This window comes from Parahaliea mediterranea, from assembly GCF_017255185.1.
Lineage (GTDB): Bacteria > Pseudomonadota > Gammaproteobacteria > Pseudomonadales > Halieaceae > JAFKCZ01.
This window is the reverse complement of record NZ_JAFKCZ010000019.1, coordinates 22,530-47,824: the sequence shown is the minus strand read 5'-3', so window position 1 is coordinate 47,824 and position 25,295 is coordinate 22,530. Positions and strand designations below refer to the sequence as shown.

24 protein-coding genes and 1 pseudogene are annotated in these 25,295 nt (G+C 65.8%); 19 read left to right on the top strand and 6 right to left on the bottom strand.

What is annotated here, in order from left to right:
• Nucleotides 1-13: 13 nt before the first annotated feature.
• Nucleotides 14-244, top strand: a pseudogene (locus JYP50_RS19725) (GTP cyclohydrolase I); the annotation flags it as partial.
• A gap of 87 nt (nt 245-331) precedes the next feature.
• A complete protein-coding gene (locus JYP50_RS19720) occupies nt 332-727 on the top strand; it encodes a SirB2 family protein (protein WP_206562287.1) in 396 nt (131 codons plus the stop codon).
• Nucleotides 728-804: 77 nt separating this feature from the next.
• On the opposite strand, the gene JYP50_RS19715 is transcribed toward JYP50_RS19720, so the two are convergent.
• The 5 genes from JYP50_RS19715 to JYP50_RS19695 all read right to left on the bottom strand — a co-directional run bounded on the left by JYP50_RS19715 (nt 805) and on the right by JYP50_RS19695 (nt 8,345).
• Entirely contained in the window at nt 805-2,019 is a 1,215-nt protein-coding gene (locus JYP50_RS19715) for an NnrS family protein (RefSeq protein WP_206562286.1), read from the bottom strand.
• A gap of 108 nt (nt 2,020-2,127) precedes the next feature.
• Nucleotides 2,128-2,703, bottom strand: a complete 576-nt coding sequence (locus JYP50_RS19710; RefSeq protein WP_206562285.1) for a Tll0287-like domain-containing protein — start codon at nt 2,701-2,703, stop codon at nt 2,128-2,130.
• Nucleotides 2,704-2,752: 49 nt separating this feature from the next.
• A complete protein-coding gene (locus JYP50_RS19705) occupies nt 2,753-3,805 on the bottom strand; it encodes an efflux RND transporter periplasmic adaptor subunit (protein ID WP_206562284.1) in 1,053 nt (350 codons plus the stop codon).
• Nucleotides 3,798-7,130 carry an efflux RND transporter permease subunit gene (locus JYP50_RS19700; RefSeq protein WP_206562283.1) on the bottom strand — a complete coding sequence of 1,111 codons (3,333 nt, stop codon included), beginning with the start codon at nt 7,128-7,130 and terminating at the stop codon, nt 3,798-3,800. The genes JYP50_RS19705 and JYP50_RS19700 overlap by 8 nt, the downstream gene beginning before the upstream one ends.
• Nucleotides 7,131-7,331: 201 nt before the next feature.
• Nucleotides 7,332-8,345 (bottom strand): LLM class F420-dependent oxidoreductase, encoded by a 1,014-nt coding sequence (locus JYP50_RS19695; RefSeq protein WP_206562282.1) that lies wholly within the window; start codon nt 8,343-8,345, stop codon nt 7,332-7,334.
• 205 nt (nt 8,346-8,550) lie between these two features.
• Here JYP50_RS19695 and moaC point away from each other — a divergent pair, with 205 nt between their 5' ends.
• The 11 genes from moaC (at nt 8,551) to JYP50_RS19640 (ending at nt 16,007) form a co-directional block, all read left to right on the top strand.
• Complete coding sequence (gene moaC / locus JYP50_RS19690; protein ID WP_206562281.1) at nt 8,551-9,036, top strand: cyclic pyranopterin monophosphate synthase MoaC; 486 nt, start codon at nt 8,551-8,553, stop codon at nt 9,034-9,036.
• Between the two features lie 11 nt (nt 9,037-9,047).
• Nucleotides 9,048-9,290: a MoaD/ThiS family protein gene (locus JYP50_RS19685; RefSeq protein ID WP_347136862.1), complete on the top strand. Its 243-nt coding sequence runs from the start codon at nt 9,048-9,050 to the stop codon at nt 9,288-9,290.
• A complete protein-coding gene (locus tag JYP50_RS19680) occupies nt 9,291-9,758 on the top strand; it encodes a molybdenum cofactor biosynthesis protein MoaE (RefSeq protein ID WP_347136860.1) in 468 nt (155 codons plus the stop codon).
• A 96-nt stretch (nt 9,759-9,854) separates the two neighbouring features.
• A complete protein-coding gene (locus JYP50_RS19675; protein WP_206562279.1) occupies nt 9,855-10,331 on the top strand; it encodes a flavin reductase family protein in 477 nt (158 codons plus the stop codon).
• Nucleotides 10,332-10,411: 80 nt separating this feature from the next.
• Complete coding sequence (locus tag JYP50_RS19670; protein ID WP_206562278.1) at nt 10,412-10,963, top strand: NUDIX hydrolase; 552 nt, start codon at nt 10,412-10,414, stop codon at nt 10,961-10,963.
• Nucleotides 10,964-11,001: 38 nt separating this feature from the next.
• Nucleotides 11,002-11,481 carry a thioredoxin-dependent thiol peroxidase gene (gene bcp, locus JYP50_RS19665; RefSeq protein WP_206562277.1) on the top strand — a complete coding sequence of 160 codons (480 nt, stop codon included), beginning with the start codon at nt 11,002-11,004 and terminating at the stop codon, nt 11,479-11,481.
• 106 nt (nt 11,482-11,587) lie between these two features.
• Complete coding sequence (locus tag JYP50_RS19660; RefSeq protein ID WP_206562276.1) at nt 11,588-12,277, top strand: type II secretion system protein GspG; 690 nt, start codon at nt 11,588-11,590, stop codon at nt 12,275-12,277.
• Nucleotides 12,278-12,447: 170 nt separating this feature from the next.
• A complete protein-coding gene (locus JYP50_RS19655) occupies nt 12,448-13,683 on the top strand; it encodes a cytochrome P450 (RefSeq protein ID WP_206562275.1) in 1,236 nt (411 codons plus the stop codon).
• A 194-nt stretch (nt 13,684-13,877) separates the two neighbouring features.
• Nucleotides 13,878-14,750 (top strand): amidohydrolase family protein, encoded by an 873-nt coding sequence (locus tag JYP50_RS19650; protein WP_206562274.1) that lies wholly within the window; start codon nt 13,878-13,880, stop codon nt 14,748-14,750.
• 8 nt (nt 14,751-14,758) lie between these two features.
• Entirely contained in the window at nt 14,759-15,523 is a 765-nt protein-coding gene (locus JYP50_RS19645) for a glutathione binding-like protein (protein WP_206562273.1), read from the top strand.
• A 34-nt stretch (nt 15,524-15,557) separates the two neighbouring features.
• Nucleotides 15,558-16,007, top strand: coding sequence for a nuclear transport factor 2 family protein (locus JYP50_RS19640; RefSeq protein WP_206562272.1), 450 nt, complete (start codon nt 15,558-15,560; stop codon nt 16,005-16,007).
• A 50-nt stretch (nt 16,008-16,057) separates the two neighbouring features.
• Here the strand turns inward: JYP50_RS19640 and JYP50_RS19635 are convergent, their stop codons facing one another.
• A complete protein-coding gene (locus tag JYP50_RS19635; protein WP_206562271.1) occupies nt 16,058-17,761 on the bottom strand; it encodes a class I adenylate-forming enzyme family protein in 1,704 nt (567 codons plus the stop codon).
• Between the two features lie 282 nt (nt 17,762-18,043).
• On the opposite strand from JYP50_RS19635, the gene yajC reads away from it, so the two are divergent.
• The 6 genes from yajC to cysB all read left to right on the top strand — a co-directional run bounded on the left by yajC (nt 18,044) and on the right by cysB (nt 25,137).
• Complete coding sequence (gene yajC, locus JYP50_RS19630; RefSeq protein ID WP_206562270.1) at nt 18,044-18,382, top strand: preprotein translocase subunit YajC; 339 nt, start codon at nt 18,044-18,046, stop codon at nt 18,380-18,382.
• Nucleotides 18,383-18,402: 20 nt separating this feature from the next.
• Complete coding sequence (locus JYP50_RS19625; protein WP_206562269.1) at nt 18,403-19,389, top strand: 1-aminocyclopropane-1-carboxylate deaminase/D-cysteine desulfhydrase; 987 nt, start codon at nt 18,403-18,405, stop codon at nt 19,387-19,389.
• Between the two features lie 60 nt (nt 19,390-19,449).
• A complete protein-coding gene (locus JYP50_RS19620; protein ID WP_206562268.1) occupies nt 19,450-20,772 on the top strand; it encodes an alanine/glycine:cation symporter family protein in 1,323 nt (440 codons plus the stop codon).
• 102 nt (nt 20,773-20,874) lie between these two features.
• The gene (locus JYP50_RS19615; RefSeq protein ID WP_206562267.1) at nt 20,875-23,001 is read left to right on the top strand and encodes an acetyl-CoA hydrolase/transferase C-terminal domain-containing protein; all 2,127 of its coding nucleotides are present in this window, start codon (nt 20,875-20,877) and stop codon (nt 22,999-23,001) included.
• Nucleotides 23,002-23,078: 77 nt separating this feature from the next.
• On the top strand, nt 23,079-24,005 hold the full coding sequence (locus tag JYP50_RS19610) for a 5'-nucleotidase (protein ID WP_206562266.1): 927 nt from the start codon (nt 23,079-23,081) through the stop codon (nt 24,003-24,005).
• A 157-nt stretch (nt 24,006-24,162) separates the two neighbouring features.
• Nucleotides 24,163-25,137, top strand: a complete 975-nt coding sequence (gene cysB, locus JYP50_RS19605; RefSeq protein ID WP_206562265.1) for an HTH-type transcriptional regulator CysB — start codon at nt 24,163-24,165, stop codon at nt 25,135-25,137.
• The last annotated feature ends 158 nt before the right edge of the window (nt 25,138-25,295 follow it).

Here is a 25,295-nt window from a genome sequence, read left to right as displayed (position 1 = left end):
TTGGCTGCAGTTCCGGCGATATCAGATCCAGGAGAACCTGACCACGCAGATCGCCGAGTCGATCCAGGCGCTCACCGGCGCCTCGGGGGTGGGTGTCATTGTCGAGGCCAAGCACCTGTGCATGATGATGCGCGGTGTGGAAAAGCAGAACTCGGTGATGAAGAGCTCGGCCATGCTCGGTGCGCTCCGGGACTGCGCCGCGACCCGCCATGAATTCCTGTCGTTGGTGGGAGGGCGGCGGTAGCGGAGTGCACGCGTCGAATTCGGTGGTATTGTCGGCGGCACTCGCGTTTAATACGCGGCCGTTTCCACTACCAGAATTGATTTTGCAATGTCGTATCTGCTACTCAAACATATCCATCTCAGCAGCGTTGGCCTGAGCTTCATCCTGTTCCTGTTTCGGGGCGGTTTAAAATACGCCGGCTCGTCCTGGCTCGATCGTCCGCTGCTGCGGATTGCGCCGCATGTGGTGGATACTGTGCTGCTGGTTTCGGCCATTTGCCTGGCGGTTCTCTCGCGCCAGTATCCTTTTGTGCACGCCTGGCTGACCGCCAAGGTTCTGCTGCTGGTGCTCTATATCGTGTTGGGCAGCCTTGCGCTCAAGCGCGGGAGGACGCCGGCGGTGCGGGGCACCTGTTTCGTACTGGCGGTGGCGGTTTTTGGCCTGATTGTTTCCGTGGCTTTAACCCGCGATTCGCTGGGCGTGTTGTCTTCTCTGCTGGGTTAAGCGGTCCGCGGCCCAGATAGAGCAGTGCGCGGAAGACGTGGTCGGTGTATGGGTGAGTCGCATGGAAACCCCGGCGGCTAGCCCGGTCGCCCGTCGACCCGCGGACGGCTCAGGATGGGCCAATAGTAGAGAACGAAAAGTAGCATGGCCACGACCCAGGCCACCCCGGAGCCTGTCAGCAGCGCGCGATATTCCCCCCAGCCCAGTGCCGCGCCGATGCGCAGCAGGGCGGCGACAGTCACTCCGTAGTAAATAGCGCTGGCACCGCGTGGCAGGCGCAGGGCGCGGCCGGTGTGTCCCAGGGCGACCCGGCTCATGACCCCCAGGATCAGGGTGCCCATCGCCCCGGCGCCGGCGGCGTGGAGCCACAGCGCCTTGCCGGCGCCATCCAGCCAGGGTGTCAGGCCCTTGAACCACAGCGCCGCCACGATCCACAGGTAGCCCAGGTGCAACACCCACAGCAGCGGTTCACTGCGGCCGAGCCATCCGCGCCAGCCCGCCAGTCGCCAGCTATTGGCCGCGGCGGCGATCAGCGCGAGGATTGCGCCGGGCCAGGGAGTGGTCGTCAGCCAGTCCGCGGGGATCATCAGCGCGGTCGCCGCCAGCGTCAGCCGGTCCACCATCGGGCGAGAGCGGACGCGGTCGGCGGGACCGCCGCGGTGGGCAAGCCAGTTGGCCGTAAACAGGGGGATGATGCGGCCCCCGATCACCACCATCAGCACGATAATGAGGTTGACCGCCATGCCTTCGCCGACGCCCGCCAGGCCGGGGGTCACACCGGAAAAAGCCAGGTGGGTGATTACGTTGGCGGTGGCCAGCAGGCCCAGCACCGCGACGATGGGCAGGTTGCGCCGGTTGCCGGCCCTTATCAATACCCGCGCCACGTAGCCGGCCAGTACCGGGAGGAAGGCCAGGTCGATTGCCGCCATCCAGATTGGGGGCAGCCACTGTGGCGACCACATGGCGGCGCGACCGGCCAGCCATAGCGACACCAGCAGGCCCAGGCGCCAGCCGCGCAGTGGCGGAGCGCCGGTCCAGTTGCAGATCGCGGTCAACAGGAAGCCGGCGATCGCCGCGGATACCCAACCGAAAAGCATTTCGTGGGCGTGCCACTGCAGGGGGCTGGCGGTCGCGAGCAGCGGCGCCTCGGCAAACAGCCAGTTCAGCCAGCCGAGCATGCCCAGAGCGCCATAGAGTCCGGCCAGTAGAAAAAAGGGCCTGAAAGGGTAGGCCAGCAGCGTGTGGGGCCACGGGGCCGGATTCTGTGTGTTTTCTGCGGGCGCGGCTCGCACAGTGTCGCTGCATGCTCGATGGGGGATCAGACGCAGTCTAGCGGGCTCATCTAAATATGCAAACAAAATACATCTTATGTGGCGGCGGATGCGCTCCCGGCGCGGTGCTCAGTGGCCGGGATTGGGACTGGCTGGCCAATCGACCCAGAACGCCCCGCGCAGGTCGCCGAGACGGTAGCCGGTGGCCTGGTCGTCGGGATAGCGGGCTCGCAGGGCGTCTGCCACGGACGGTGCCAACTGCTCGCCGTGGCAGGCCAGGCACAGTGGCTGGGTGTCGATTGCCATCATATAGCGCGCCGAGCCGTCGGGGAGGGTGACAAACCACTCCAGCGGTGTTTCCGCGCCGCTGCCGGCACGGCGTTGTTCAAAGTGCGCCAGGACCTCGCGCTGCCAGTCGCGGGGCGTATTCGCCGGGTTGCGCGGTTTGAGGCTGGTACGACCGACCGCCACGCCGTTTTCTTCCGACAGGCGCGCCGCGATGGCCGGAGCCTGGCTCTGGCAGACAGCGATCGCGCCTACAGGGCCGTCTTCGCGCATGGCCTGTTGCAGGGCGGATTTCAGTTCGCTGGCGAAGCCCCGGGTGATTTCGCGGCTGGCGCCATGGCGTGCGTCCCCCGGGGGTTCGGCCGCGGCGGCCCATGTCGCGAGCAGGCAGGGAAGGATGTAGAGTCCACGGTAGTTCATGGCATTGGCTCCTGGCGGTTGGTTTCCGCCTTCGGGGAATGGAAGACAATCAATCCGGGGGCAGCAAGCGGTCACCGGGCACCAGGCCCGAGAGGACCTCGACCCGCCCGTCGTCGGTAACCGGTCCCAGGCGCACGAAACGCCGTTGCGGCCCCGCGGCGGTGGCCACCACCACCAGCGGCAGCTGCCCCACCTCGACCACGCGATCGGCGGGGATGCGCAGGCAGGGCTCCGCGCCCGCGGGGACCAGTACCCGAGCGTACATGCCTGGCAACAGGCGCTCATCAAAGGGCAGCCGCGCCTTGATCAGGAAACTGCGCGAACCCGGGTCCGCCGCGGGCACGATTTCCTCGATGGTGGCGGACACTCGCTGCCCCAGGGTCGGTAGCGCCACCGGTATTTCCTGGGCGGGGCGCAGCGCCAGGGCGAGCTGTTCCCTGACCCGGGCTTCCACGCGCAGCGACAGCGGGTTGTAAAGTGACAGTAACTTGGCGCCGGGGGCGGCGGTGTCCCCCGGTTCGGCGAAGCGGTCCACCACCCGGCCGCTGATCGGCGCCCGGATCGTGGCGTAGGACAGGGCCGCCTGGGCCTCTTCCAGGGTGCGGTTGGCGCTGTCCAGCCCGGCGCGCAAGGCATCGCGATTGGCGCGGGCGGACTCCCTGTCCGCGTCGGCGATCAGCCCCCGCTGGTGCAGCTCCCGCGCCCGTTGCAGGCTGGACTCCGCCTCGTTCAGGCGCGCGGCAATACCGTTGATCTGCTCCCGGGCCCCTTGCACCCGTGCTTGCAGGTCGGATTTCTCCAGCTCCAGCAGCACCTCGCCCTCGCTGACCAGGTCGCCGGCGCGCACGTGAATGGCGGTGATGCGGGCCAGGGTCCGCGAGGAGATAATGGTCGCCTGCTTCGCTTCCACCGAGCCCGCCACCGGTTCGGTGACAGCCACTTCCTCCAGGCGCACCTCGTAGGCGTCGCCGGATTGCGCCGCAGTGACGGGGGCGAGGCCCGGTTCGACCCGCCTGTCGAACACGCCGGCCATGTAGGCCACCAGCAGCGCCAGTGTCGCGAGCGCCAGTGCCGCCATCAGGGGTAGTTTCCACCTAGCCATGGTTTGTCGCCTCCGCCGCGGTGGCGCCGGGGCGCCCGCTGAATACCAGCATATACACCACTGGCACCAGCACCAGTGTGAACAGGGTGGACGCCAGGATGCCGAACATGATCGCTAGCGCCAGTCCGCTGAACACCGGGTCGAGGATGATCACCAGGTTGCCCAGCAATGTGGTGCCCGCGGTCAGCAGCACCGGGCGCATGCGCACCGAGCCGGCACGCAGCAGCGCATCGCGCACACTGCTGCCCTCGGCCCGGGCCTGGGTGACGAACTCCACCAGGATCAGCGAATTGCGTACCACGATACCCGCCAGGGCGATCATGCCGATCATCGCCGTGGCGGTGAACAGGACCGGGTCCGGCGCGCCGGCCACCTCCCGTTCGCCTGCCAGGTTGAGCAGCCAGAAACCGGGCATGATGCCGATGACCGTCAGCGGGATGGCCGACATGATGATCAGGGACAGGGCGGTCGACGCCGTCTGTACCCGCAGTATGGCGAAAATCGCCACCAGCGCGAACGCGAAGGCCAGGCCCATGTCGCGGAATACGTCCACCGTGATGCGCCACTCGCCCTCGCCGGTCCAGCGCACCCGGGTCCCCTGCGGCAGCGACCAGGCGTCGCCTCCGCCAGGGGCCAGGTAGCTGCGATCGCGCCAGTCGCGGCCCGGTGTGCCGTCGGATTCAAAGTCTGCCGCCACATCGGCGATCACTTCCGCCGGGGTGCGGCCGGAGAGTTCCGCGGTGACATAGACTACCGGCTGCAGGTCCTTGCGGTGCAGGGCCTGTTCGGCGAGGCCCTGCTCGAAGCGACCCAGTTCGCCGAGGGCGACCAGGGGGCGGGGGGCGGCCTCCAGGCCCTGCCGGGTACTGGCGCGTGCGATACCCTCGCGCCCCCGCACCTGCAGGCGCTCGAAATCGTGGCGCGAGCCCCGCTGCTGCGGCGCCAGTCGCAGCTCCAGGGGCAGGGGGCGGACCTCGCTGTCGTCCTGGAGGTGGCCGGCCACGGCGCCGGCGTTGGCCGTGGCCAGGGTGGTGTTGATGTCCTCGGTGGCAACCCCGGACAGGGCGGCCTTGGTTTTGTCGGTGACAAAGCGCCAGCGCCGCTGCGGGGCTTGCACGGTCGAGTCGACCTCCACCACGTGGGGCTCCCGGCGCAGGCGCTCCATCAGTACGGTGGCGGCCTGGCGCTGGCGCGCGTAGGGGGTCAGCGTATCAGCGTGGATTTCCGCGACCAGGGTACTCATCACCGGCGGCCCGGGGGGCACTTCCACCACCTTCAGCGATACGCCGTCCCGCGCCAGCGGCGCCAGTAGCTGGCGCAGGCGCAGTACCACGGCGTGGGACTGGTGCACGCGCCCGTCTTTATCGACCAGGGTGAGGCGCAGGTCCGCCATCGCCGGCCCCGTGCGCTGGTAATAGCGGCGCACCATGCCGTTGAAATCGACGGGCGAGGGGGTGCCGACGAAGGCGGCGACGGCCTGCACTTCGGGCAGCCGCTTTACCGCGGCAGCCACCCTCCGGCCGATGGCGGCGGTGTGTTCCAGGCTGGCGCTCTCGGGCATGTCGATCAGCACCTGCACTTCATTGCGGTTGTCAAAAGGCAGCAGTTTCAGCGGCACCAGGCGCAGCACCGGCAGGCAGGCGGCGAGCGCGAACAGGCCGATGACACAAACAACCAGCCAGCGGGCACGGCCGCGGCTGGCGAGTAGCGGGGCCATCAGGCGGGCGTAGAGCGAAGCGCCGCCCTCGCCCGGTGGCGGAGCCTTGTCACTCGGTGACGGCAGCAGCCGGTTCGCCAGCCAAGGGGTTATCAGGAAGGCCACCGCGGTACTGGCGATAACCGCGACGGGGACATTGAACGCCATGGGCGCCATGTAGGGCCCCATCATGCCAGTGATAAAAGCCAGCGGCAGAAAAGCCACCACGATGGTCAGGGTGGACATCAGCAGCGGCACGCGGATTTCGGCCATGGCCTGGACGATGCCGCGCCCGCGCTCCACGGCGCCGGTGGCGAGGGTGCGGCTAATATTGTCGACGCCAGTGATGGGGTCGTCGACCAGCAGGCCCAGTGACAGGATCAGCGCGAACAGGGTGACCCGGTTGATGGTGTAGCCAAAGGCGAAATCCAGGGCCAGGGTGATGCCGTAGCACACCGGCACCGCCATACCCACCACCAAGGCCGCTCGCCAGCCCAGGAACACGCCGATGAAAACCACTACCGTGACAATGGCGAAAGCGAGACTGGAGGCGAGGTTGTTGACTTTGTCGTTGGCGGTCGCGCCGTAGTCGCGCAATACCTCAACCCGCACCTCCGGCGGCAGCAGCTCCGAGCGCAGTCGCGCCAGGGCTTCATGGACCTGGCGCGCGACCGCGACGGCGTTGCTGCCGCGCTGTTTGGCCACGCTGATGGCCACCATGGGAAATGCGCCGCTGGTGTTTGGCGCCGCCGGGTGAGTGGGGCTGAACTCCAGCCAGGTATAGGCATCCACCTCCGCCGGGCCGTCGACAATGTTGGCAACTTCCCGCAGGTACACGGGGCTGCCGTCCACCACGTTGACCACCAGTGATTCCAGCGCTTCGGGATGGCGCAGGGCGTCGCCGCTCTCGAGTAGGACGGATTCGTTGTCGATGGTCCAGGAGCCGGCCCGCTGCAGTGTGTTGGACAGCTGCAGTGCCCGGGCGATATCGCCGGCCGTGGTGTGGCGGGCGGCGAGGCTCTCGGGGTCCAGCAGTACGCGGATGGTGCGCGGGCGGCCGCCGGTCACGCGGACTTCCCCGGTGTGTGGCAGTGCCTGTAGGGCGGTGGTGAGTTCCTCGGCCATTCGCCGCAGATCGAAGTCGCTGTAGCGCTCCGGCGCCTCGCTCCACAGCGCCAGCACCAGAATGGGAATATCGTCCACCTCCACCGGTCGCAGCATCCAGCGGCTGACCACCGCCGGTATGCGGTCCTGGTTGGAGTACAGCTTGTTGTAGCTGTTGAGCAGGGATTCCTCGCGGTCTTCGCCCACATGAAAAGCGAGGGTCACCGCCGCGCGACCGGGCTGGCTGGTGGCGTAGACGTGTTCCACCCCGGGAATCTGCACCAGGAGTTTTTCCAGCGGCATCGACACCTGCCGTTCGACCTGTGCCGCGTTGAGTCCTGGCGCTTCGACCAGGACGTCGATCATCGGCACTACGATTTGCGGTTCTTCCTCGCGCGGCGTCAGGTATAGCGCGAGCGCGCCGGCAAGCAGACCGACGATAAACAGCAGGCGCGGCAGGCCGCCGCCGAGGGTGAGTAAAACCAGGCGGTCCAGGAGGTGGGGAGGGGGCCGTGGGTCACCCATTGGCGCCGGCCCGTGGTACATGTGTTGGCGTCGTCATTGACATGGTCTCCCTTGTCCATGCCCGTTGTTACTCCGGCGCAATCGCCGTGCCAACCCATTTTGCAGTACATGGGGCCCGAAACGCCACCGCGCCGCGCACAGGCGGCGAAGAACTTGATATGGGTCAAGGCGTCATCGCGCCCCCGGGAGAAGGCGCCAGGACTACAGGGTCAGTTCCGCCAGGGTCCGCAACAGAGCGGCGTCGCCATTGACCAGCAACGTGGTCACCGGGGAGCGCTCCCAGTCCTGTAGCTTCTCGCGGATCCGCTCCCTCGGCCCGCAGAGCGAAATCTCGTCGGCGAAGGCGTCGGGCACGCAAGCGATGGCCTCATCGCGCTGGCCGGCGAAGAACAGCTCCTGGATCTGTTCCGCCTCGTCCTCGAAGCCCATGCGCGCCATCAGTTCCTTGTGGAAATTGCGCTTTTTAGAGCCCATGCCGCCGATGTAGAAACCGAGCATGGCCTTGACCGGGTACAGCGCCGCCGCCAGGTCGTCGTTGACATTGGTCATGACCGTGCAGGCGATCTCGAAGCCCTCGGGGGCTCCGGCGATCTGGTCGGCGTACACTTCCTGCCGGTAGGGCGAGTAGTAGAGGGGCAGCCAGCCATCGGCGATGGCGGCGGTCTGGGCGACGTTCTTGGGTCCCTCGGCGCCAATGAAGATCGGCAGGTCGGCTCGCAGCGGGTGGGTGATTGGCTTCAGCGGTTTGCCCATGCCCCAGGCATTGGGCCCGGTGTAGGGCAGGGGATAGAACTCGCCGTCACTGGTCACCGGGTCTTCGCGACGCAGCACCTGGCGGATGATGTCGATGTATTCCCGGGTGCGTGTCAGGGGTTTGGCGTAGGGCTGGCCGTACCAACCCTCCACGACCTGGGGGCCCGACACCCCCAGACCCAGGATCATGCGCCCCCCGGACAGGTGGTCCAGGGCCAGCGCGGCCATGGCGCAGGCGGTGGGGGTGCGCGCCGACAGCTGCGCCACCGAGGTGCCCAGGCGAATGCGGGAAGTCTGTGCGCCGATCCAGGCTAGGGGCGTGAAGCAGTCGTTGCCCCAGGATTCGGCGGTCCACACCGAGTCGTAGCCCAGGTTCTCGGCCTCCCGGGCCAGCGCCACGAAGCCCTCTGGCGGCCGCGCGCCCCAATATCCCAACTGTAAACCCAGTGAAAGCCGGCCCATGATGTCGCTCCCTTGTTATCGGAATGTACGGTTGATGGTGGTGTCCAAGTCAGCATTGTATATCGAGCATGTCTACTGTACGTGCTCGCGGGAACCGCGCAATCGCGGGACCCGGCCACCGGGACTGGCCGGATCGATCAGCGCCAGTGTCAATTCCCGGGACGATTGGATAGACTGGCGGCGATGCATTGCGACGGAGAGGTAAATGCCGCAATTGACCCACCTGGACGACACCGGCGCCGCGCGCATGGTGGATGTCGGCGACAAGGCCGAGACGGCGCGCGAGGCGGTGGCCTCCGCGGCCGTGGCAATGCGGCCGGAAACCCTGGCGCTGCTGCTGGCCGGCGGCCACAAGAAGGGCGACGTCTTCGCCGTGGCCCGTGTCGCGGGTATTCAGGCGGCCAAGAAATGCAGCGACCTGATCCCGCTCTGCCACCCCCTGATGCTGAATGCCGTCGAGGTCGGTTTCGAGTGCGACGAGAGCCGCGGCGTGGTCGAGGTTGTCGCCAGCTGCCGGGTTTCGGGCAAGACCGGTGTGGAGATGGAGGCGCTCACCGCCGCCGCGGTGGCCGCCCTGACCATTTACGATATGTGCAAGGCCGTGGACCGGGGCATGGAAATCCAGGCCGTGAGATTGCTGGAGAAGCGCGGCGGCAAGAGCGGCGCCTGGCAGCGCGAGGGCGGGGACTGAGGATGCTGCGGGTGCGTTTTTTTGCACGGATTCGCGAAGTGGTGGGCGAAAGCCAGCTGGAGCTGCCGCTGTCGGCGGAGACCGCCACCCTGGATGCCCTGCAAGCCAGCCTGGGCACGCGGGGCGAGGCCTGGCGCGGCGCCCTGACCGAGGCGAACCTGGTGCGCGCGGTCAATCACCAGGTTGTCCACGGCAACACACCGCTGGCCGAGGGCGACGAAGTCGCCTTCTACCCGCCGGTCACCGGGGGTTGAGTGGCGGCGACGGTGCGGGTGCAGGTGCAGGCCGGCGACTTCGATGTCGCGGCGCTGCAGCGGGCGCTGCTGTTTGACGACGCCGGTGCCGTGGTCACGTTCACCGGCTACGTCAGAAAGGGTGTCGAGGGCGAGCCGGCGGTGACGGCCATTGAACTCGAGCACTATCCCGGCATGACCGAACACAGTATAGAAGTCATCGCCAGGGAGGCTGTCGAACGCTGGTCGCTCAAGGGGGTTTCGGTGGTGCACCGCATCGGCCATCTGCCGGTGGGTGCGCAAATTGTATGGGTCGGCGCCAGCGCGACCCACCGCGGCGATGCCTTCGCCGGCTGTGAATTCGTGATGGATTACCTGAAGACCCGCGCGCCGTTCTGGAAAAAAGAATACGGCGATTTTGGCGAGCGCTGGGTGTGCGCCCGGGACAGCGACGAGGCGAGGGCGGCGCGCTGGCAGGCGGAGAATTGAGCGAGTCCCCCGAATAGGGGATGTCGGCGCAGCGCTTGGAGTGTCCAATACGCGGGTGCGACCGTAACCGAATGACAGGATAGGCAGGGAGTATAGATGGCCATCGAGGGACGTGAACTGAGGAACGCGCTGGGGCGATTCGCCACCGGGGTCTGTGTGATTACCACGACGACAGAGGAGCGCGCACCGATCGGCATGACCGTGAATTCCTTCGCCGCCGTGTCGCTGGACCCGCCGCTGGTGCTGTGGAGCCTGCAGAACAATTCCGAGGTCTACCGGGAGTACGCCGCCGCGCGTTACTTCAATGTCAACGTGCTATCCAGCGACCAGGCCGATCACTCCAATGAGTACGCGCGCAAGGGCGAGCACCTGCTGCGGCCCGAGCACTTCCGCCAGGGGCGGTATGGCGCGCCGGTCATCCGCGATGCGCTGGTGACTTTTGAGTGCGAGCTCGATGCCACCCACGCGGGCGGCGACCACCTGATCATCGTCGGCCGGGTGAAGGACATGACCCACCGCCCCACCGGCAAGCCCTTGCTGTTCTACAGCGGCGCCTACTGCGAGCTGCACTGACGGCGGGCTTCGCGGGTACTGTCGATCACCGGGGGAAGTGTCTATACTGTGGCGCCAATGCGTAACAGGCTCCCGGTGCCATGAATTTCTGTAGCAGTTGCGGCGCGGTTGTCACCCTGCGGGTTCCCGAGGGCGATGACCGCGAGCGTTATGTCTGCGCGTCCTGCGAGGCGATCCACTACATCAACCCGCGGGTCATCGTGGGCTGCCTGCCCGTGCACGAGGGCAGGGTGCTATTGTGCCGGCGCGCCATCGAACCCCGCAGGAACTACTGGACCCTGCCCGCGGGATTCATGGAAAACGGTGAAACCAGCATGGCCGGCGCCGCCCGGGAAACCTGGGAGGAAGCCCACGCCCGCGCCACCGATCTCGAGTTGTACCGCATCTTCGACGTTCCCCATATCAGCCAGGTCTACATGTTCTATCGCTGCGGGCTGCAGGGGGGCGAGTACGGTGTCGGCCCGGAGAGCCTGGAATCCGCCCTGTTTGGCGAGGCGGAGATTCCCTGGGACGAGATCGCCTTCCCGGTGGTGCGCGAGGCGCTCAGCGAATACTTCGACGACGTGCGCCAGGGACGATTTCCGGTGCGCGTTTCCGCCATCGAACGGATGAAACGTCCGCCCGCCGTTTGATGTCTACCCCCATACCCAACGTTTTCTAGGAGACAGACATGGCACACCCCAAAGTCGGCAATCTGGCCCCGGCCTTCACCCTGCTGGACCAGGACGGCGGCAAGGTCAGCCTGAAGGACTTCAAGGGCAAGCAGCCGGTGGTGTTGTTTTTCTACCCCAAGGCCATGACTCCGGGCTGCACCACCCAGGCCTGCGGCATTCGCGACATCCGCAAGGAGCTCGACAAGCGCAAGGTGGCGGTGTTTGGCGTCAGCCCGGACCCGGTGGCGCGCCTGCCGAAGTTTATCGACAAGCACGACCTGAATTTTCCGCTGCTCTCCGACGAGGATCACAAGGTTGCGGAAAAATACGGCTGCTGGGGCCTGAAGAAGTTCATGGGCAAGGAATTCATGGGCCTGATCCGCACCAGCTTTATCATCGGCGAGGACGGTCGCCTGCTCAAGGTCATGGACAAGTTCAAGACCAAGTCCCATCACGAGGATCTGCTGGCGGAGCTGGACGAACTCGGTATTCGCTAGTTTTTTCACTGTTCACGGATGCGGCGGGCGATCGGCTGTGATGCGCCCGGCGCCCTAATCGATATGAGTTGACGGGGGCGTCACTGCCCCTCGAGCGAGAATTGACATGATCAAACGAACGCTACTGTGCCTGGCGACGCTGCCGTTGTTCGTCGCCTGCACCTACCCGGTGGAAAAGGCCGAGCAAGCGGTTGCCGCCGAGCTGGAAGTGTATGGCGATGACTACCGTCTTATAGACACGCGGCAGTACGACAACGGCACCGTATGCGGGAGCTACCAGAGTTTCGGTAAGTGGGGCGAGTCAGGGCCAAAGCGAAGGTACATCTATCGTGACGGGAGGGCGCAGCTTGCTGCATCGGAAGACGATGTGGCGGTGTTCTGTACCGAAAACCCCGTCGCGGCGATGGAGCAGCGTTTCGGCATCGTTATGGGCCCTGAGTCCCACCAAGCAATCAGTAAGATCATTGGTGATTTCGAGCGCCTGTCGGAGGCTCTGGAGCAGTATTACCAGCAACATGGTGGCTATCCCACGACGGCCGAGGGGCTTGCCGCATTGTCGAAAGCCCCGGGAAGTGGCCCAAAATTCAGTAACTACCCCGAAGGTGGCTATCTCAAGGAAGTACCGCTTGATCCTTGGCACAAGCCTTATGGTTATGCAGGGGCGCAGTGGAGTGGAGTGAAATCCCAGTACAAACTGTGGACCGAAGGCGCCGACCACGCGGCCGGCGGCACCGGCGAGGCAGCGGATATCGGCATCGAGCAGTTGCCCTACCTGGAATACCTGATAGGGCGTTGAGCCGGGGGCGGTCGCAAGCCGCGACCGCCAGGGCCGGCATTGCCGCCGCGGGCTATCGGGGTCCGCGGGAGGCAGGTGACGGAGCGTTCCGGCTGGGTTAGACTAATGCCTATTAGTATATAGGCTGGCCCAATGATTAGAGCCCCGTCGCCCCGCGCAAGGAGTAGCAAATGTCAGTTTGCCCGCATATCGACCTTATCGACCCCGACACTTTCCAGGGGGGACACCCCCGCGACATGTACCGCCACCTGCGCGCGGAAGCGCCGGTGTACTGGCACGAGGGCACGGACAGCCACCCGGGCTTCTGGGTCATCAGTCGCCGCGAGGACCTGGACTTCGTATCCAAGAACCCCAAGCTGTTTTCCTCCCACGAGCGCAGCTGCATGCTGCACGAGCCCGCCTCGGACGATGACCTGGCCATGCTGCGCCTGTTGATGATCAACATGGATCCGCCGCAACACCTCAAGTACCGGCGCCTGGTGCGCAGCGCGTTCACGCCCGCCAAGGTCGAGAGTTACCGCCCGCGTTTCGAGGCGCTGGCCCGCGATATCGTAAGCAAGGCGGTGGAAGGGGGGCGCTGCGAGTTCGTGGAGGACGTCGCCATGGAGCTGCCGCTGCTGGCGATTTGCGAGCTGATGGGGGTCCCGGCGGACAAGCGCCATCGGCTGTTCGAGCTGACCAACATCATGCTGGGCCAGGACGACCCGGACCTCAATACCTCCGAGGAAGACGCCTTCAACGCCATGACCGAGATGTTCATGATGGCCATGGATATCGCGCAGGCACACAAGGAGAGGCCGCAGGAGGATATCGTCAATACCCTGCTGGAGGGCACGGTGGAGGACGAGCCGCTGACCGACGATGAGTTCTGCAACTTCTTCATGCTGTTGATCGTGGCCGGCAACGAGACCACGCGCACGGTGACCAGCCAGGGCATGCGCCTGCTGATCGAACACCCCGATCAGTACCGGCAGCTGGTGGCGGACCCGACCCTGGTGCGCGACGCGATCGAAGAGTTTCTGCGCTACAACCCGGCGGTGATCGCCTTCCGCCGCACGGCGATGGAGGACGTGGAACTGGGCGGGCAGCGCATCCGGGCGGGGGACCGCGTGCAGCTGTACTACGGCGCGGCCAGCGCCGACGAAAGGGTCTTCAGCGACCCCGACACTTTCGACATCGCCCGCAATCGCCGCGAGGACGTGCGCAACGAGCACCGGGCCTTCGGTCACGGCCAGCATTTCTGCCTGGGCTCGCATCTGGCCCGGTTGGAGCTGGAGGTGATCTTCACCGAAATACTGAAACACGTGCGCAATCCGCGTTTCGATGGCGATATCAACTGGTTGCGCTCCAACTTTATCAACGGCATCAAGTCCATGCCCATCGCCTTCGACGTGGCGGGGGCTTGAGTCGCGGCGAGGAGTCGCGCCGCCCTGAGCGCTCAGGTCACCCCCGGTGACCGCTACCGCACAGCGCGCCCGGCGACCGGTTCACGCTGTTGTGCCCGGGTCTACAATCTGCCGCGGCCGGGCTGGCCGGGCTTGGTCGCCGCGCCCGGATTGACCACAATGGTCGCTCGACAGATTGCTTTGGAGAACTCCCCATGCCCATGCCCAAGGATATCGGCGTCATCGACCTGATGCTGGCCGTACCCGGCGACGACAACAGCCACTTCTACGAGTGGATCAAGCCGATGCTCATGGACAAGGAGAGCCATGAGATGTTCAAGATGCCGGCCCAGTACATGTTCAAGGACATCCCCCAGATCGACGGGCAGGACGATTACGTGGCCTACACCGTGGCGCAAATGGACAAGCACGGCATCGAGCGCGCGATGATCGGGGTGGGGCCCTACGCCGAGCACCACAAGGAGGCCCTGCGGCGCTTTCCGGACCGCTTTTTCGCCTGCTACGAGGCCAACCCCAACAACGGCATGGACGAGGTGCGCACCATCGTCGCGTTGAAGGAGGAATTCGACATCAAGGCGGTCACCGCCTCGCCGGCGATGATCTGCCCGCCGGTACCGGTGAACGACAAGAAGTGGTATCCCATCTACGCCAAGCTGGTGGAGCTGGATATTCCCTTCTGTCCCTGCATGGGCATTCCCGGGCCGCGGCTGCCCTTTGGGCCGCAGAAGGTGGAGTTGCTGGACGAGGTCCTGTGGTTCTTCCCGGAACTGCGCGTGGTGACGCGCCACGGCTGCGAGCCCTGGACCGACGTGGCCTGGAAAATGATGCTCAAGTACCCCAACCTGCACTACATGACCTCGGCCTTCGCGCCCAAGCACTACCCCGAGGATATCGTGCACTTCGCCAACACCCGCGGCTCCGACCAGGTGATGTACGCCGGCTACTTCCCCATGGGCCTGTCGCTGGACCGCATTTTCCGCGAGATGCCAGATGTGCCTTTGCGCGACGAGGTGTGGCCCAAATTCCTGCGCGAGAATGCGCTCCGGGTGTTCAAACTCGATCAATAGGAGACGACGTGGACTACCTCAGCGTCAGTGATGCCAAAAGCCTGCCGGGCCTGCGCCTGGTGTTGACCGCCGGCGTGCCGGGACCCTGGGGCGAGGCCGCCAAGGCGATCCTCAACTTCAAGGGGCTCGATTTCCTGCCGGTGCGGCAGGTGGCGGGGCAGGCCAACGAGGAGCTGCGCGAGTGGACCGGACAGGACTCGGCGCCGGTGGCCGTACCCGGTGACGGGCCGCCGGTGAGCCACTGGCTGGACTTGCTGCACCTGGCGGAGCGCCTGGCGCCACAGGCGCCGTTGCTGCCGGCGGGACTGGACCTGCGCCAGCAGGCCATTGGCCTGTCGGCGCTGATCGCCGGTGTCGACGGCTTCGGCTGGCAGCGCCGGCTGATGCTGCTGCACCCGGGCATGCAATCCGACGATCCCCCCGCCGCGGTCGCGCGCATGGCGGCGAAGTACGGCTATTCGGCCGCGGCCGCGGTGGCGGCGCCGGCGCAGCTGGCGCGTATCTGCGACTACCTCGACCGGCAGCTGGAAGTCCGGCAGGCGGCCGGTAGCCAGTATTTCGTTGGCGATAGCCTCACCGCGGTGGATATCTACTGGGCCAACTTCGCGGGCATGGTTGACCCACTGCCGCACGAGGTCAATCCCATGCCCGAGTCCATGCGCGCGGTCTACGCCTCCGGCGGCGATAGCGTTCGGGGCCTGCTGACCCCGCGCCTGCTGGCCCACCGCGAGCGCATGTACGAGCGGCACCTGCGGTTGCCGCTGGATTTCTAGCTGGCCGCGCCACGATAACGACAAGGAGAAGAATATGATGAGCCAACAGGAGATGTCCGATCGCTGGGAAATTCAGGACCTGGTGTTCCACTACGCCGACCTGATCGACAGTAAAAATTTCGACGGCCTGCGCGAGGTGTTCACCGGGGATGCCCATGTCGACTACAGCGCCTTTGGCGGCAGCGTCGGCGACCTGGAAGAGACCATTGCCTACCTCAAGCAGGCGGTGGCGGACGAGGTCTTTCCCAATTCCCAGCATCTCAACGCCAACGTCCAGGTCGCCCTCGACGGCGATCGCGCCAGCGGGCGGGTGATGTGTTTCAACCCCATGGAAATGGCCCTGCCCGATGGCGGCACCCAGGTATTCCTGTTGGGCTTGTGGTACGTGGATGAGTATCGCCGCACCCCGGCGGGTTGGCGCATCGCCCGCCGGGAAGAGGAAAAAAGCTGGGTGTTCAATACCCCCGATTTCATGCAGCTGTAAATCGACTGCCCGGCGCCGGTCACGGTGCTGGGGGTCACTGGCGGGTCGGGTCAGCCGGCCGCCAGGTATTGCTCTTTCACCGCCTTTTTCAATACCTTGCCAGTGGCGTTCTTGGGCAGCTCGTCACCGCTGATGAGGATGCGCGCAGGGACCTTGAAACCCGCCAGATGCCCGGCCACGTGGGCCCGCAGTTCCTCCTCGGTGGCGCTGTCGTCGCCCAGGTGGACGCTGGCGATCAGCTCCTCGCCCCACTGCTCGTGAGGCACGCCGAAGACCGTGGCTTCGAGCACCGCGGGGTGGCCCAGCAACACGCCTTCCACTTCCACCGGGTAGATGTTCTCGCCGCCGCGGATCACCATGTCCTTGATCCGGTCGACGATGTACAGGAAGTCCAGGTCGTCGACGTAGCCGACGTCGCCGGTGGCCACCCAGCCGTCGACGAAGGTATTCGCGCTGGCCTCGGGCAGGTTCCAGTACTGCTGCACGTTGGTCGGGCTCTTGATGTAGATCTCGCCGGTTTCCCCCCGGGGCAGGGCGTTGCCGTTCTCGCCCACGGTTTTTACCTCGACGATGGGGGAGAGGGTGCCCGCGGCGTTGGGGCGCAGGCGGAAGGCCGCGCCGGTGCAGCTGGAACCGGTGGCGTTGGTCTCCGTCATGCCGTAGCCGGTGCCGGGGTAGGCGTCAGGCAGCTTGTCGTAGATCAGGTCCTTGAGGTGGGGCGGGCAGGCGGCGCCTCCGGCCCCGAGGGCGAACAGGCTGCTGGTGTCGCTGTCGGCGAAACGCGGCGATTCCAGCAGGGCCAGGGTCATCGCCGGCACGCCGGTAAACACGGTGATGCGTTCCCGCGCGATGATGTCCAGCGCCTGTTCCGGATTCCATTTGTACATGATCGACAGCTTGCGGCCGCCGCGGAGGTTGCCGAGAAATACCGCGTAGCATCCCGAGACGTGGAACAGGGGGACCGCGAGCAGGGTCGCCGGGTCGAAGCCGCTGCCCAGCATTTTCTCCACGGTGGGCATGTTGGCCATCGCCGACAGGGCCGCGTGGTACTCGAAGTTGTACAGCGCCTGGGCGATGGCGAAGTGGGTCGAGGCGGCGCCCTTGGGTTTGCCGGTGGTGCCCGAGGTGTACATGATGATCGCCAGGTCGCCGGGACCGATGTCGACCTCGGGCAGTTCCGCGGCCGCCTCCTGGGAACGGGACCAGGGCTCCACCCAGTCGTCCCGCCGCTCATCGCCGCGCACCTGGATGGCGCGGCAATTCAATGCCGGGAGCTGGTCCGCGAGGTAGGCCAGGCGCTCGCTGTCGCAGATGACCAGGCGCGCGCCGGCATCCTGGATGCCGTAAGCCAGCTCCTCGGCGCGCCCCCAGCTGTTGAGGGGCACGACCACGGCGCCGATGGAGGCAATGGCGACAAAGCTCATCATCCACTCGGGGTAGTTGCGCATGGCGATCGCCACCCGGTCGCCCTTGTGAATGCCGAGGCCTTGCGCCAGGTGGTGGGCCAGCCGGTCCGCCGCGGCGAAGAAGTCGTCGAAGCTGTAGCGCTCGTCCTGGTAGGTCACGAAGGTCTTGTCGCCGTGGGCGCGGCCGGCGTCGATGGCGTCGCGAAGGGTGCCAGGGGCATTTTTGTAGCTGCGCAGTTCCACGCCGTTGATCCGGCGTTGCTCCAGCTCCCAGGGCGCCCCGGGGGCGGTGAGTTGCTCACTGGCGCGGTGCATGGCGGCAACGAGATCGGATACCTCTGTGCTCATGTCGGCTCCTCGACTGTCATTCATTATGCCGGCGGGTGCCCGGTCGCAATCCCGGCCGCTGTAGTGGCGCATCATACAAGTGGGCGTCCGGGGGGGACAGCGGGGGCGGACCAATATCCGGCGCCGTAGACTTATTTATACCGTGGCGGCCGGCGATGACCGCTGCCGCCAGTGACACGCCGTTTGCCGCCTTAATTGCGGCTCCACGCCAAACCCGGTACATTACCGCGACTGAACGCCTCCCGGGCCCCGCGGGGCCTCATCACAGTAAGGAAAACCAGTATGAGTCTGTTTGTTGCCAGCGCGCACGCCCAGGCCGGCGCCGCACCGGCGTCCCAGGGTGGTGAACTTTTCCAGATCGTATTCCTGATCGGACTGTTCGCGCTGTTTTATTTCATCGCCATTCGCCCCCAGCGCAAGCGCCAGAAGGAGCACGCCCAGATGGTGGCGGAGCTGGCCAAGGGCGACGAGGTGGTGACCACCTCCGGGATTCTCGGGCGGATTGCCGCACTGGATGACAATTACATGGTGCTGAATGTCGCCGACAAGGTGGACATGAAGTTCCAGCGTGTACACGTTCACGCCGTGTTGCCCAAGGGAACCCTGAAGTCCATCGGTTGACAGGCCCGGGCAACTAGCCGATGGCACTGACCTATCCGCGGCGGGTTGAGCTGGCCCGCGCACCCACGCCACTGCAGTTCCTGCCCCGGGCCTCGGAGGCCTGGGGCGGTGGCCGGCGGATCTGGGTCAAGAGGGATGACCTCACCGGCTGCGAACTCAGCGGCAACAAGGTCCGCAAACTGGAGTTCATCCTCGCACACGCCCAGGACGAGGGCTGCGATACCCTGATCACCTGTGGCGGCCTGCAGAGCAATCACTGCCGGGCCACCGCCTTTGTCGGCGCCCGTGCCGGGCTCGCCGTCCACCTGTTGCTGCGCGGCGACGTTCCGGCACAAGCCGACGGGAACTACTTCCTCGACCAGCTCGCCGGCGCGACCATCGACTGCTTTCCTCCCCAGCGTTTTTTCGCCGAATTGCCCACGCTGTTTCGCCAGTGCCAGGCGCGGTACGCGCGCCAGGGCCGCAAGGCGCTGGCCATTCCCACCGGCGGTAGCGACGGTATCGGCGCCTGGGGCTATATCGCCGCGGCGGAGGAACTCGGTGCGGACCTGGAGGCCGCGGGGATCGAGCAGGCCCACGTGGTGACCGCCACCGGTTCCGGCGGCACCCAGGCGGGGCTCACGCTGGGCGCGGCCCTGCACGGCCTGCCGATGACCGTGTGGGGCGTCAATGTCTGCGACGACGAACAGTATTTCCTGGACAAGGTCCGCGAGGACGCCGATGACTGGCGCCGGCGTTTTCCCGGCGTGCCGGAGATCGCGGTTGTGCCGAGGGTGCTGGATGGCTACGTGGGAGAGGGCTACGCCAAGGCGGGGCCGGAAATCTTCCAGCTGATTCGTGACCTCGCGCGGATGGAGGGCCTGGTGCTGGACCCGGTTTACACCGGCAAGGCCTTCCACGGCCTGCTACAGGAACTCGCCGCCGGGCGCTTCGATGACTGCCGGGACATTGTGTTCGTGCACACCGGGGGCATATTCGGCCTGCTAGCCCAGCGCCAGCACTGTTAAATTGACACAACCACAAGGCGGCGCGGGCTGTGCGATGTCGCCAACACAACAGGGGGATTCATGACTGAGTTGATCACCGCGGTGAACGCCTTCGCCTGGGGGCCGGTGATGCTGGTGCTATTGTTGGGTACCGGTATTTACCTGAGCGTCGGGCTGCGTTTCATGACGGTGCGCAAAATACCGGCGGCGCTGGGTTTGTTGCTGCGGGGGCGAACTGGCACCGGCGAGGGCGATATTTCTCCCTTCGCCGCGTTGATGACTTCGCTGTCGGCCACCATCGGCACCGGCAATATCGCCGGGGTGGCCACGGCGCTGGCGCTCGGTGGTCCCGGCGCGCTGCTGTGGATGTGGATTACCGCCTTCGTGGGGATGGCGACCAAGTACGCCGAGGCGGTCTGCGCGGTGCGCTTTCGCGAGCAGGACGCGGACGGCAACTACAGCGGCGGCCCGATGTACTATATCCGCAATGGCCTGCACCGCCGCTGGCACTGGCTGGGCTATGCCTTCGCCATCTTTGGCAGCCTGGCGGGCTTTGGTATCGCCAACACCGTGCAGTCCAACTCCGTGTCGCAAGTGCTCAGTGACTCCTTTTCGGTGCCGCCCCTGGCCACCGGCCTGGTGCTGATGCTGCTGGTGGGGGCGGTGGTGCTCGGCGGAATCCGGCGCATCGCCAATGTGGCGAGCTGGCTGGTGCCATTCATGGCCATCAGCTACATCCTGATGGGCCTGGTGGTGCTGGTGACGCATATCGACCAGATTCCGCACGCCATTGGGGTGATCATCGACAGCGCGCTCAACGGTGCCGCCGCGGCCGGCGGGTTCGCCGGCGCCACCGTGTGGGCGGCGCTGCGCTTCGGCGTGGCCCGCGGCATTTTTTCCAACGAGGCGGGGCTGGGCAGTGCTCCCATCGCGCATGCCGCCGCGCGCACCAACCAGCCGGTGCAGCAGGGCATGGTGGCGATGCTGGGTACGTTTATCGATACCCTGGTGGTGTGCACCATGACCGGCCTGGTGATCGTGATCATGGACGTGCTGCCCAGCGGCGTCAGCGGCGCCAGTCTCACGTCGATGGCTTTCGAGGGCGCTTTTCCGGGCGGGCACTACATTGTCACCCTCGGCCTTTGTCTGTTCGCCTTTACCACCATGATTGGCTGGTCCTTCTACGGAGAGCGTTGCGTGGTGTATTTGTTCGGCACGCGGGGCATCCTCCCGTTCCGCCTAGCCTGGGTGATAGCCATTCCGGTGGGTACCGTGATTAAATTGGACCTGGTGTGGCTGATTGCCGACACCCTGAACGCTTTCATGGCGATTCCGAACCTGGTGGCACTGTTGTTGCTGTCGCCCCTGGTTTTTAAATTGACCAGGGAATATTTTAATAGTTAGCGCGTCAGCGAAGAGAGGCAGCGTAGGCGGGACAGGCCGCCGGTTTAACAGTACAGTTGGTCGGTAACAGTTAGCGAGCGGGCTGGTCCAGGGAGGGCGCGGATGTCCGAGACATTGGAGTCGGTCGAAGATTGCGTGGACCGCACCATCGCCCGCGTGGGCAGGCGGCTGGTGCTGGCCGCGCCGCTGGGCCTGGGCAAGCCGGTGCAGCTGATCAACGCCTTTTACAGGCGCGCGGCCCGCGACCCTTCCATCAGCCTGCATATTCTTACCGCACTGTCGCTGGAACGGCCGTCGGCCCCGTCCGGCCTCGCGGGCAAGCTGGCCGGCCCGGTGCTCGATCGGGTCTACGGCGACTACGAGGAGCTGGCCTACATGGCGCCGCTGAGAGCGGGCCAGATGCCGGCCAATATCCGGGTCAGCGAATTCTATTTTCGCGCCGGTGCCATGAAGGGGGTGCGCGACGCCCAGCGCGATTATATCTCCAGCAACTATACGCACGTCGCACGGGACCTGGTCGGTCACGGCGTGAATGTGGTGGCGCAGCTGGTCGCGCGGCGCGGCGCTGCCATATCCCTGTCTTGCAATCCGGACATCACCGGGCATATGGCATCACTGCTGCGCGCGGCCGGTCGGCCCTGCATGTATCTGGGCCAGGTGCATCCGGAGCTGCCGTTCATGGGGCGCGACGCCGAGGTGGCGCCCGGGTTCTTCGACCTGCTGGTGGCCTCGTCCTCGCTGGATCGCACCCTGTTCAGCGCACCCAATGTCACGGTGCCGCTGGCCGATTACGCCGCCGCGCTGCACGCCAGCAGCCTGGTGATCGATGGCGGTACCCTGCAGGTGGGCATTGGCGCCCTGGGCGATGCGTTGGCCCAGGCCTGTATCCTGCGGCATAGCCGAAACGGCGATTACCGCGGCATGCTGGGCGCACTGGAATCGCCGCTGGCGGGCGTGGAGCGGGAGCGCTCGCCCTTTCGGCGCGGGCTCTATGTTTCCACCGAGATGTTCGTGAACGGCATGCTGGAGCTGATCGATGCCGGCGTGGTGAGCCGCCGGGTATACGACAACCTCGCGCTGCAGCGGGGTCTCAACAGCGGCGAAATCACCGAACACATCGACGAGAGCCTGTTCCGCTACTGTCGCGCGCAGGGTTTGTTGCCGCGGGTACTCGATCATGCCGCGCTCGAGGAATTGCAGTATTGGGGTATTCTCGGCGACGACCTCGGCCTTGAGGCTAGCGGCCTTGTTCTGCGCGGCGACAGATTGCGCAACGACATGGATCACCCGGAAACCCGCTCGCGCCTGCTGGGCGCGGCGCGGGGACGGGTGTTGCGTCACGGCAGCGTGTTGCACGGCGGTTTTTTCCTCGGTCCGCGCAGTTTTTACCGGCGCCTGCGCGAGCTCGAACCCGAACGCGCGGCGCAACTGTGCATGACCGGGGTGGAGCGTACCAACCAGCTGCTGGACAATGTGCCCCTGTACAGCGCCCAGCGGCACAACGCGCGTTTTATCAATACCGGGATGATCGTGTCGCTGTCCGGAGCGGTGGCATCGGACGCCCTGGAGGACGGCACCGTGATCAGCGGGGTGGGGGGGCAGTACAATTTCGTCGCCATGGCGCACGATCTGCCCGGCGCGCGCTCGATCCTGTGCGTGCGCAGTACCCGTGGCGAGGGCCGCAAGCTGCGTTCCAACATCGTCGCGCGTTACGCTCATACGACGATCCCGCGTCACCTGCGCGATATCGTGGTTACCGAGTACGGTATCGCCGACCTGCGCGGACAGAGTGATGTCGAGGTGATCAAGCGTCTGCTCAACGTGGCGGATTCCCGTTTCCAGGAGGCTCTGCGCCGGCAGGCGGTGGCCAGCGGCAAGCTGGAGGCGGGCTATGTCGTGCCCGAGGCCTTTCGCGACAACACCCCCCGGCGACTCGAGGCCGCGCTGGGCGAGTTCCGGCGAGCGGGGCTACTTCCCGCCTATCCCTTTGGTTCCGATCTCGACGATACGGAGCGCGCCCTCGCCGGGGTGTTGATGGAGACCCGGGCGGCAATGCGCCAGCCGCGACGGGCGGCGGGCCTGTTGTGGCGCGCCTGGCGTCGTCCGCTGCCGCAACAGGCCAGGCCCTACCTGGAGCGGCTCGACCTGGGGCGACCCGTTACCCTGCGGGAGCGTGTGCTGGCGGCGCTGATCGGCCGGCAGTTACAGGAGGGGGGGTATCTGCGCTGAGCCAATCCGCGCCGGTGAACGAACCCGGCGCCGCCGCTTGCTGGCGTCGGCTGCGTCCCGGCGGTATGCTTGCCGGCATGGATAACACGAGCGACGACAAGCTGGTCATTGCGATCTCCTCCCGGGCCCTGTTCAACCTGGACGACAGTCACGAGGTCTATGAACGCGAGGGCCTGGAGGCCTACTCCGCCTATCAGGTCGCCCGCGAGGAAGAGCCGCTGGAGCCGGGCGAGGCCTTTCCCCTGGTGCAAAAGATGCTGCGGCTCAACGCCATGCTCGGCGACGAGGCCCGGGTGGAAGTGGTGCTGCTGTCGCGCAACAGCGCCGACACCGGCCTGCGGGTGTTCAACTCCATCCAGCACTACGAGTTGCCGATCAGTCGCGCTGCCTTCTGCGGCGGCGAGAGCCCCTGGCGTTACATTCGCGCCTTTGGCTGCCAGTTGTTTTTGTCCAACGAGGCCGAGGACGTGCGCTACGCCCTGGACTGCGGCGTGGCCGCCGCGACCCTGGTGTCTTCGCGCGGCGGACTGTCCGACAGCGGGCAGCTGCGTTTCGCCTTCGACGGTGACGCGGTGCTGTTTTCCGACGAGGCCGAGCGCGTATTCAAAACCGAGGGCCTGGAAGCCTTTACCGCGAGCGAGCAGGCCGCGGCCCGCACCCCGCTCAGCGGTGGGCCCTTCAAGCCCTTTCTCGCCGCGCTGCACCGCCTGCAGCAGAGTTTTCCGGCCAGCGAGGCGCCCATTCGCACCGCCCTGGTCACCGCGCGCTCGGCACCGGCCCACGAGCGCGTGATCCGCACCCTGCGCGCCTGGAATATTCGCATCGACGAATCCATTTTTCTCGGCGGGCTCAACAAAACCGAGTTTCTGCGCGCCTACCAGGCCGACGTGTTCTTTGACGACCAGCAGACCCACTGCGCCTCCGCGGGGCCCCATGTGGCCACCGGGCATGTACCGCATGGCGTGGCGAATACACCCGCTAGCGTGGACCCCGCCGCGACGTAACCGGCGCCAGCCGAGGGCATTTGCGGTTTGTTATTCCAAAAGTGGTAGCAAGGGCACGTATTGACTACTATCCTTCATAAGTCCTGGGAACTCGCCGTCGCCGATGGGCGCGGTGCAGGGAGCGGATCGCGCGGGCCAGGTCCAGTTGGAGGTATTCATGAAGTTGCAGCAGCTGCGCTACATCTGGGAAGTGGCGCACCACGACCTGAACGTGTCGGCGACGGCCCAAAGTCTCTACACATCGCAACCGGGGATCAGCAAGCAGATTCGCCTGCTTGAGGATGAGCTGGGGGTCGAGGTTTTCGCCCGCAGCGGCAAGCACCTGACCCACGTTACGCCGGCGGGTGAGGCCATCCTCAAAGCCGCGGGCGAGGTGCTGCGCAAGGTCGAGAGTATCAAGCAGGTGGCCCAGGAATACTCCAACGAGAAAAAGGGCAGCCTGTCCATCGCCACCACCCATACCCAGGCGCGCTACGCCTTGCCGGCCACCATCCGCTCCTTTATCGAACGCTATCCGGAAGTGTCGCTGCATATGCACCAGGGTACGCCGATGCAGATTTCCGAAATGGCCGCCGACGGCACGGTGGATTTCGCCATTGCCACCGAGGCGCTGGAGCTGTTTTCCGACCTGGTGATGATGCCCTGCTACCGCTGGAACCGCTGCGTGCTGGTGCCGCGGGACCACCCCCTGACGCAGGTGAGCGAATTGAGCCTGGAGGATGTGGCGGCTCACCCGATCGTCACCTACGTGTTCGGTTTCACCGGCCGCTCGAAGCTCGACGAGGCCTTTATGGACAAGGGTTTGGTGCCGCGGGTGGTCTTCACCGCCGCCGACGCCGACGTGATCAAGACCTATGTCCGGCTGGGGCTGGGGATCGGCATCATTGCCGCCATGGCCTACGACGAGGAGATCGACGCCGACCTGGTGCCGCTGGATGCCAGCAAGTTGTTCGCCACCAGTATCACCAAGATCGGCTGCCGGCGCGGCACCTTCCTGCGCGGCTATATGTACGATTTCATCGAGGACTTCGCGCCGCACCTGACCCGGGAGGTGGTGACCGAGGCTTTCGGCCGCCACAGCAAGGCCGAGCTCGAGGAGCTGTTCTCCAGCCTGGAGTTGCCGGTTTACTGAGTGAGAACGGTCGAATGAATTCGACCCTACAGGGGGGCATAGCCTCCTGTAGGGCGGATTTCAATCCGTCTTGGTCGAAGATTGACGCGAAAAGAGGGGCCCGCTGTACGCGAAAAAGAGGGCGGGCTCTCGACCCCGCACGCCATGGTTCAAGGTGC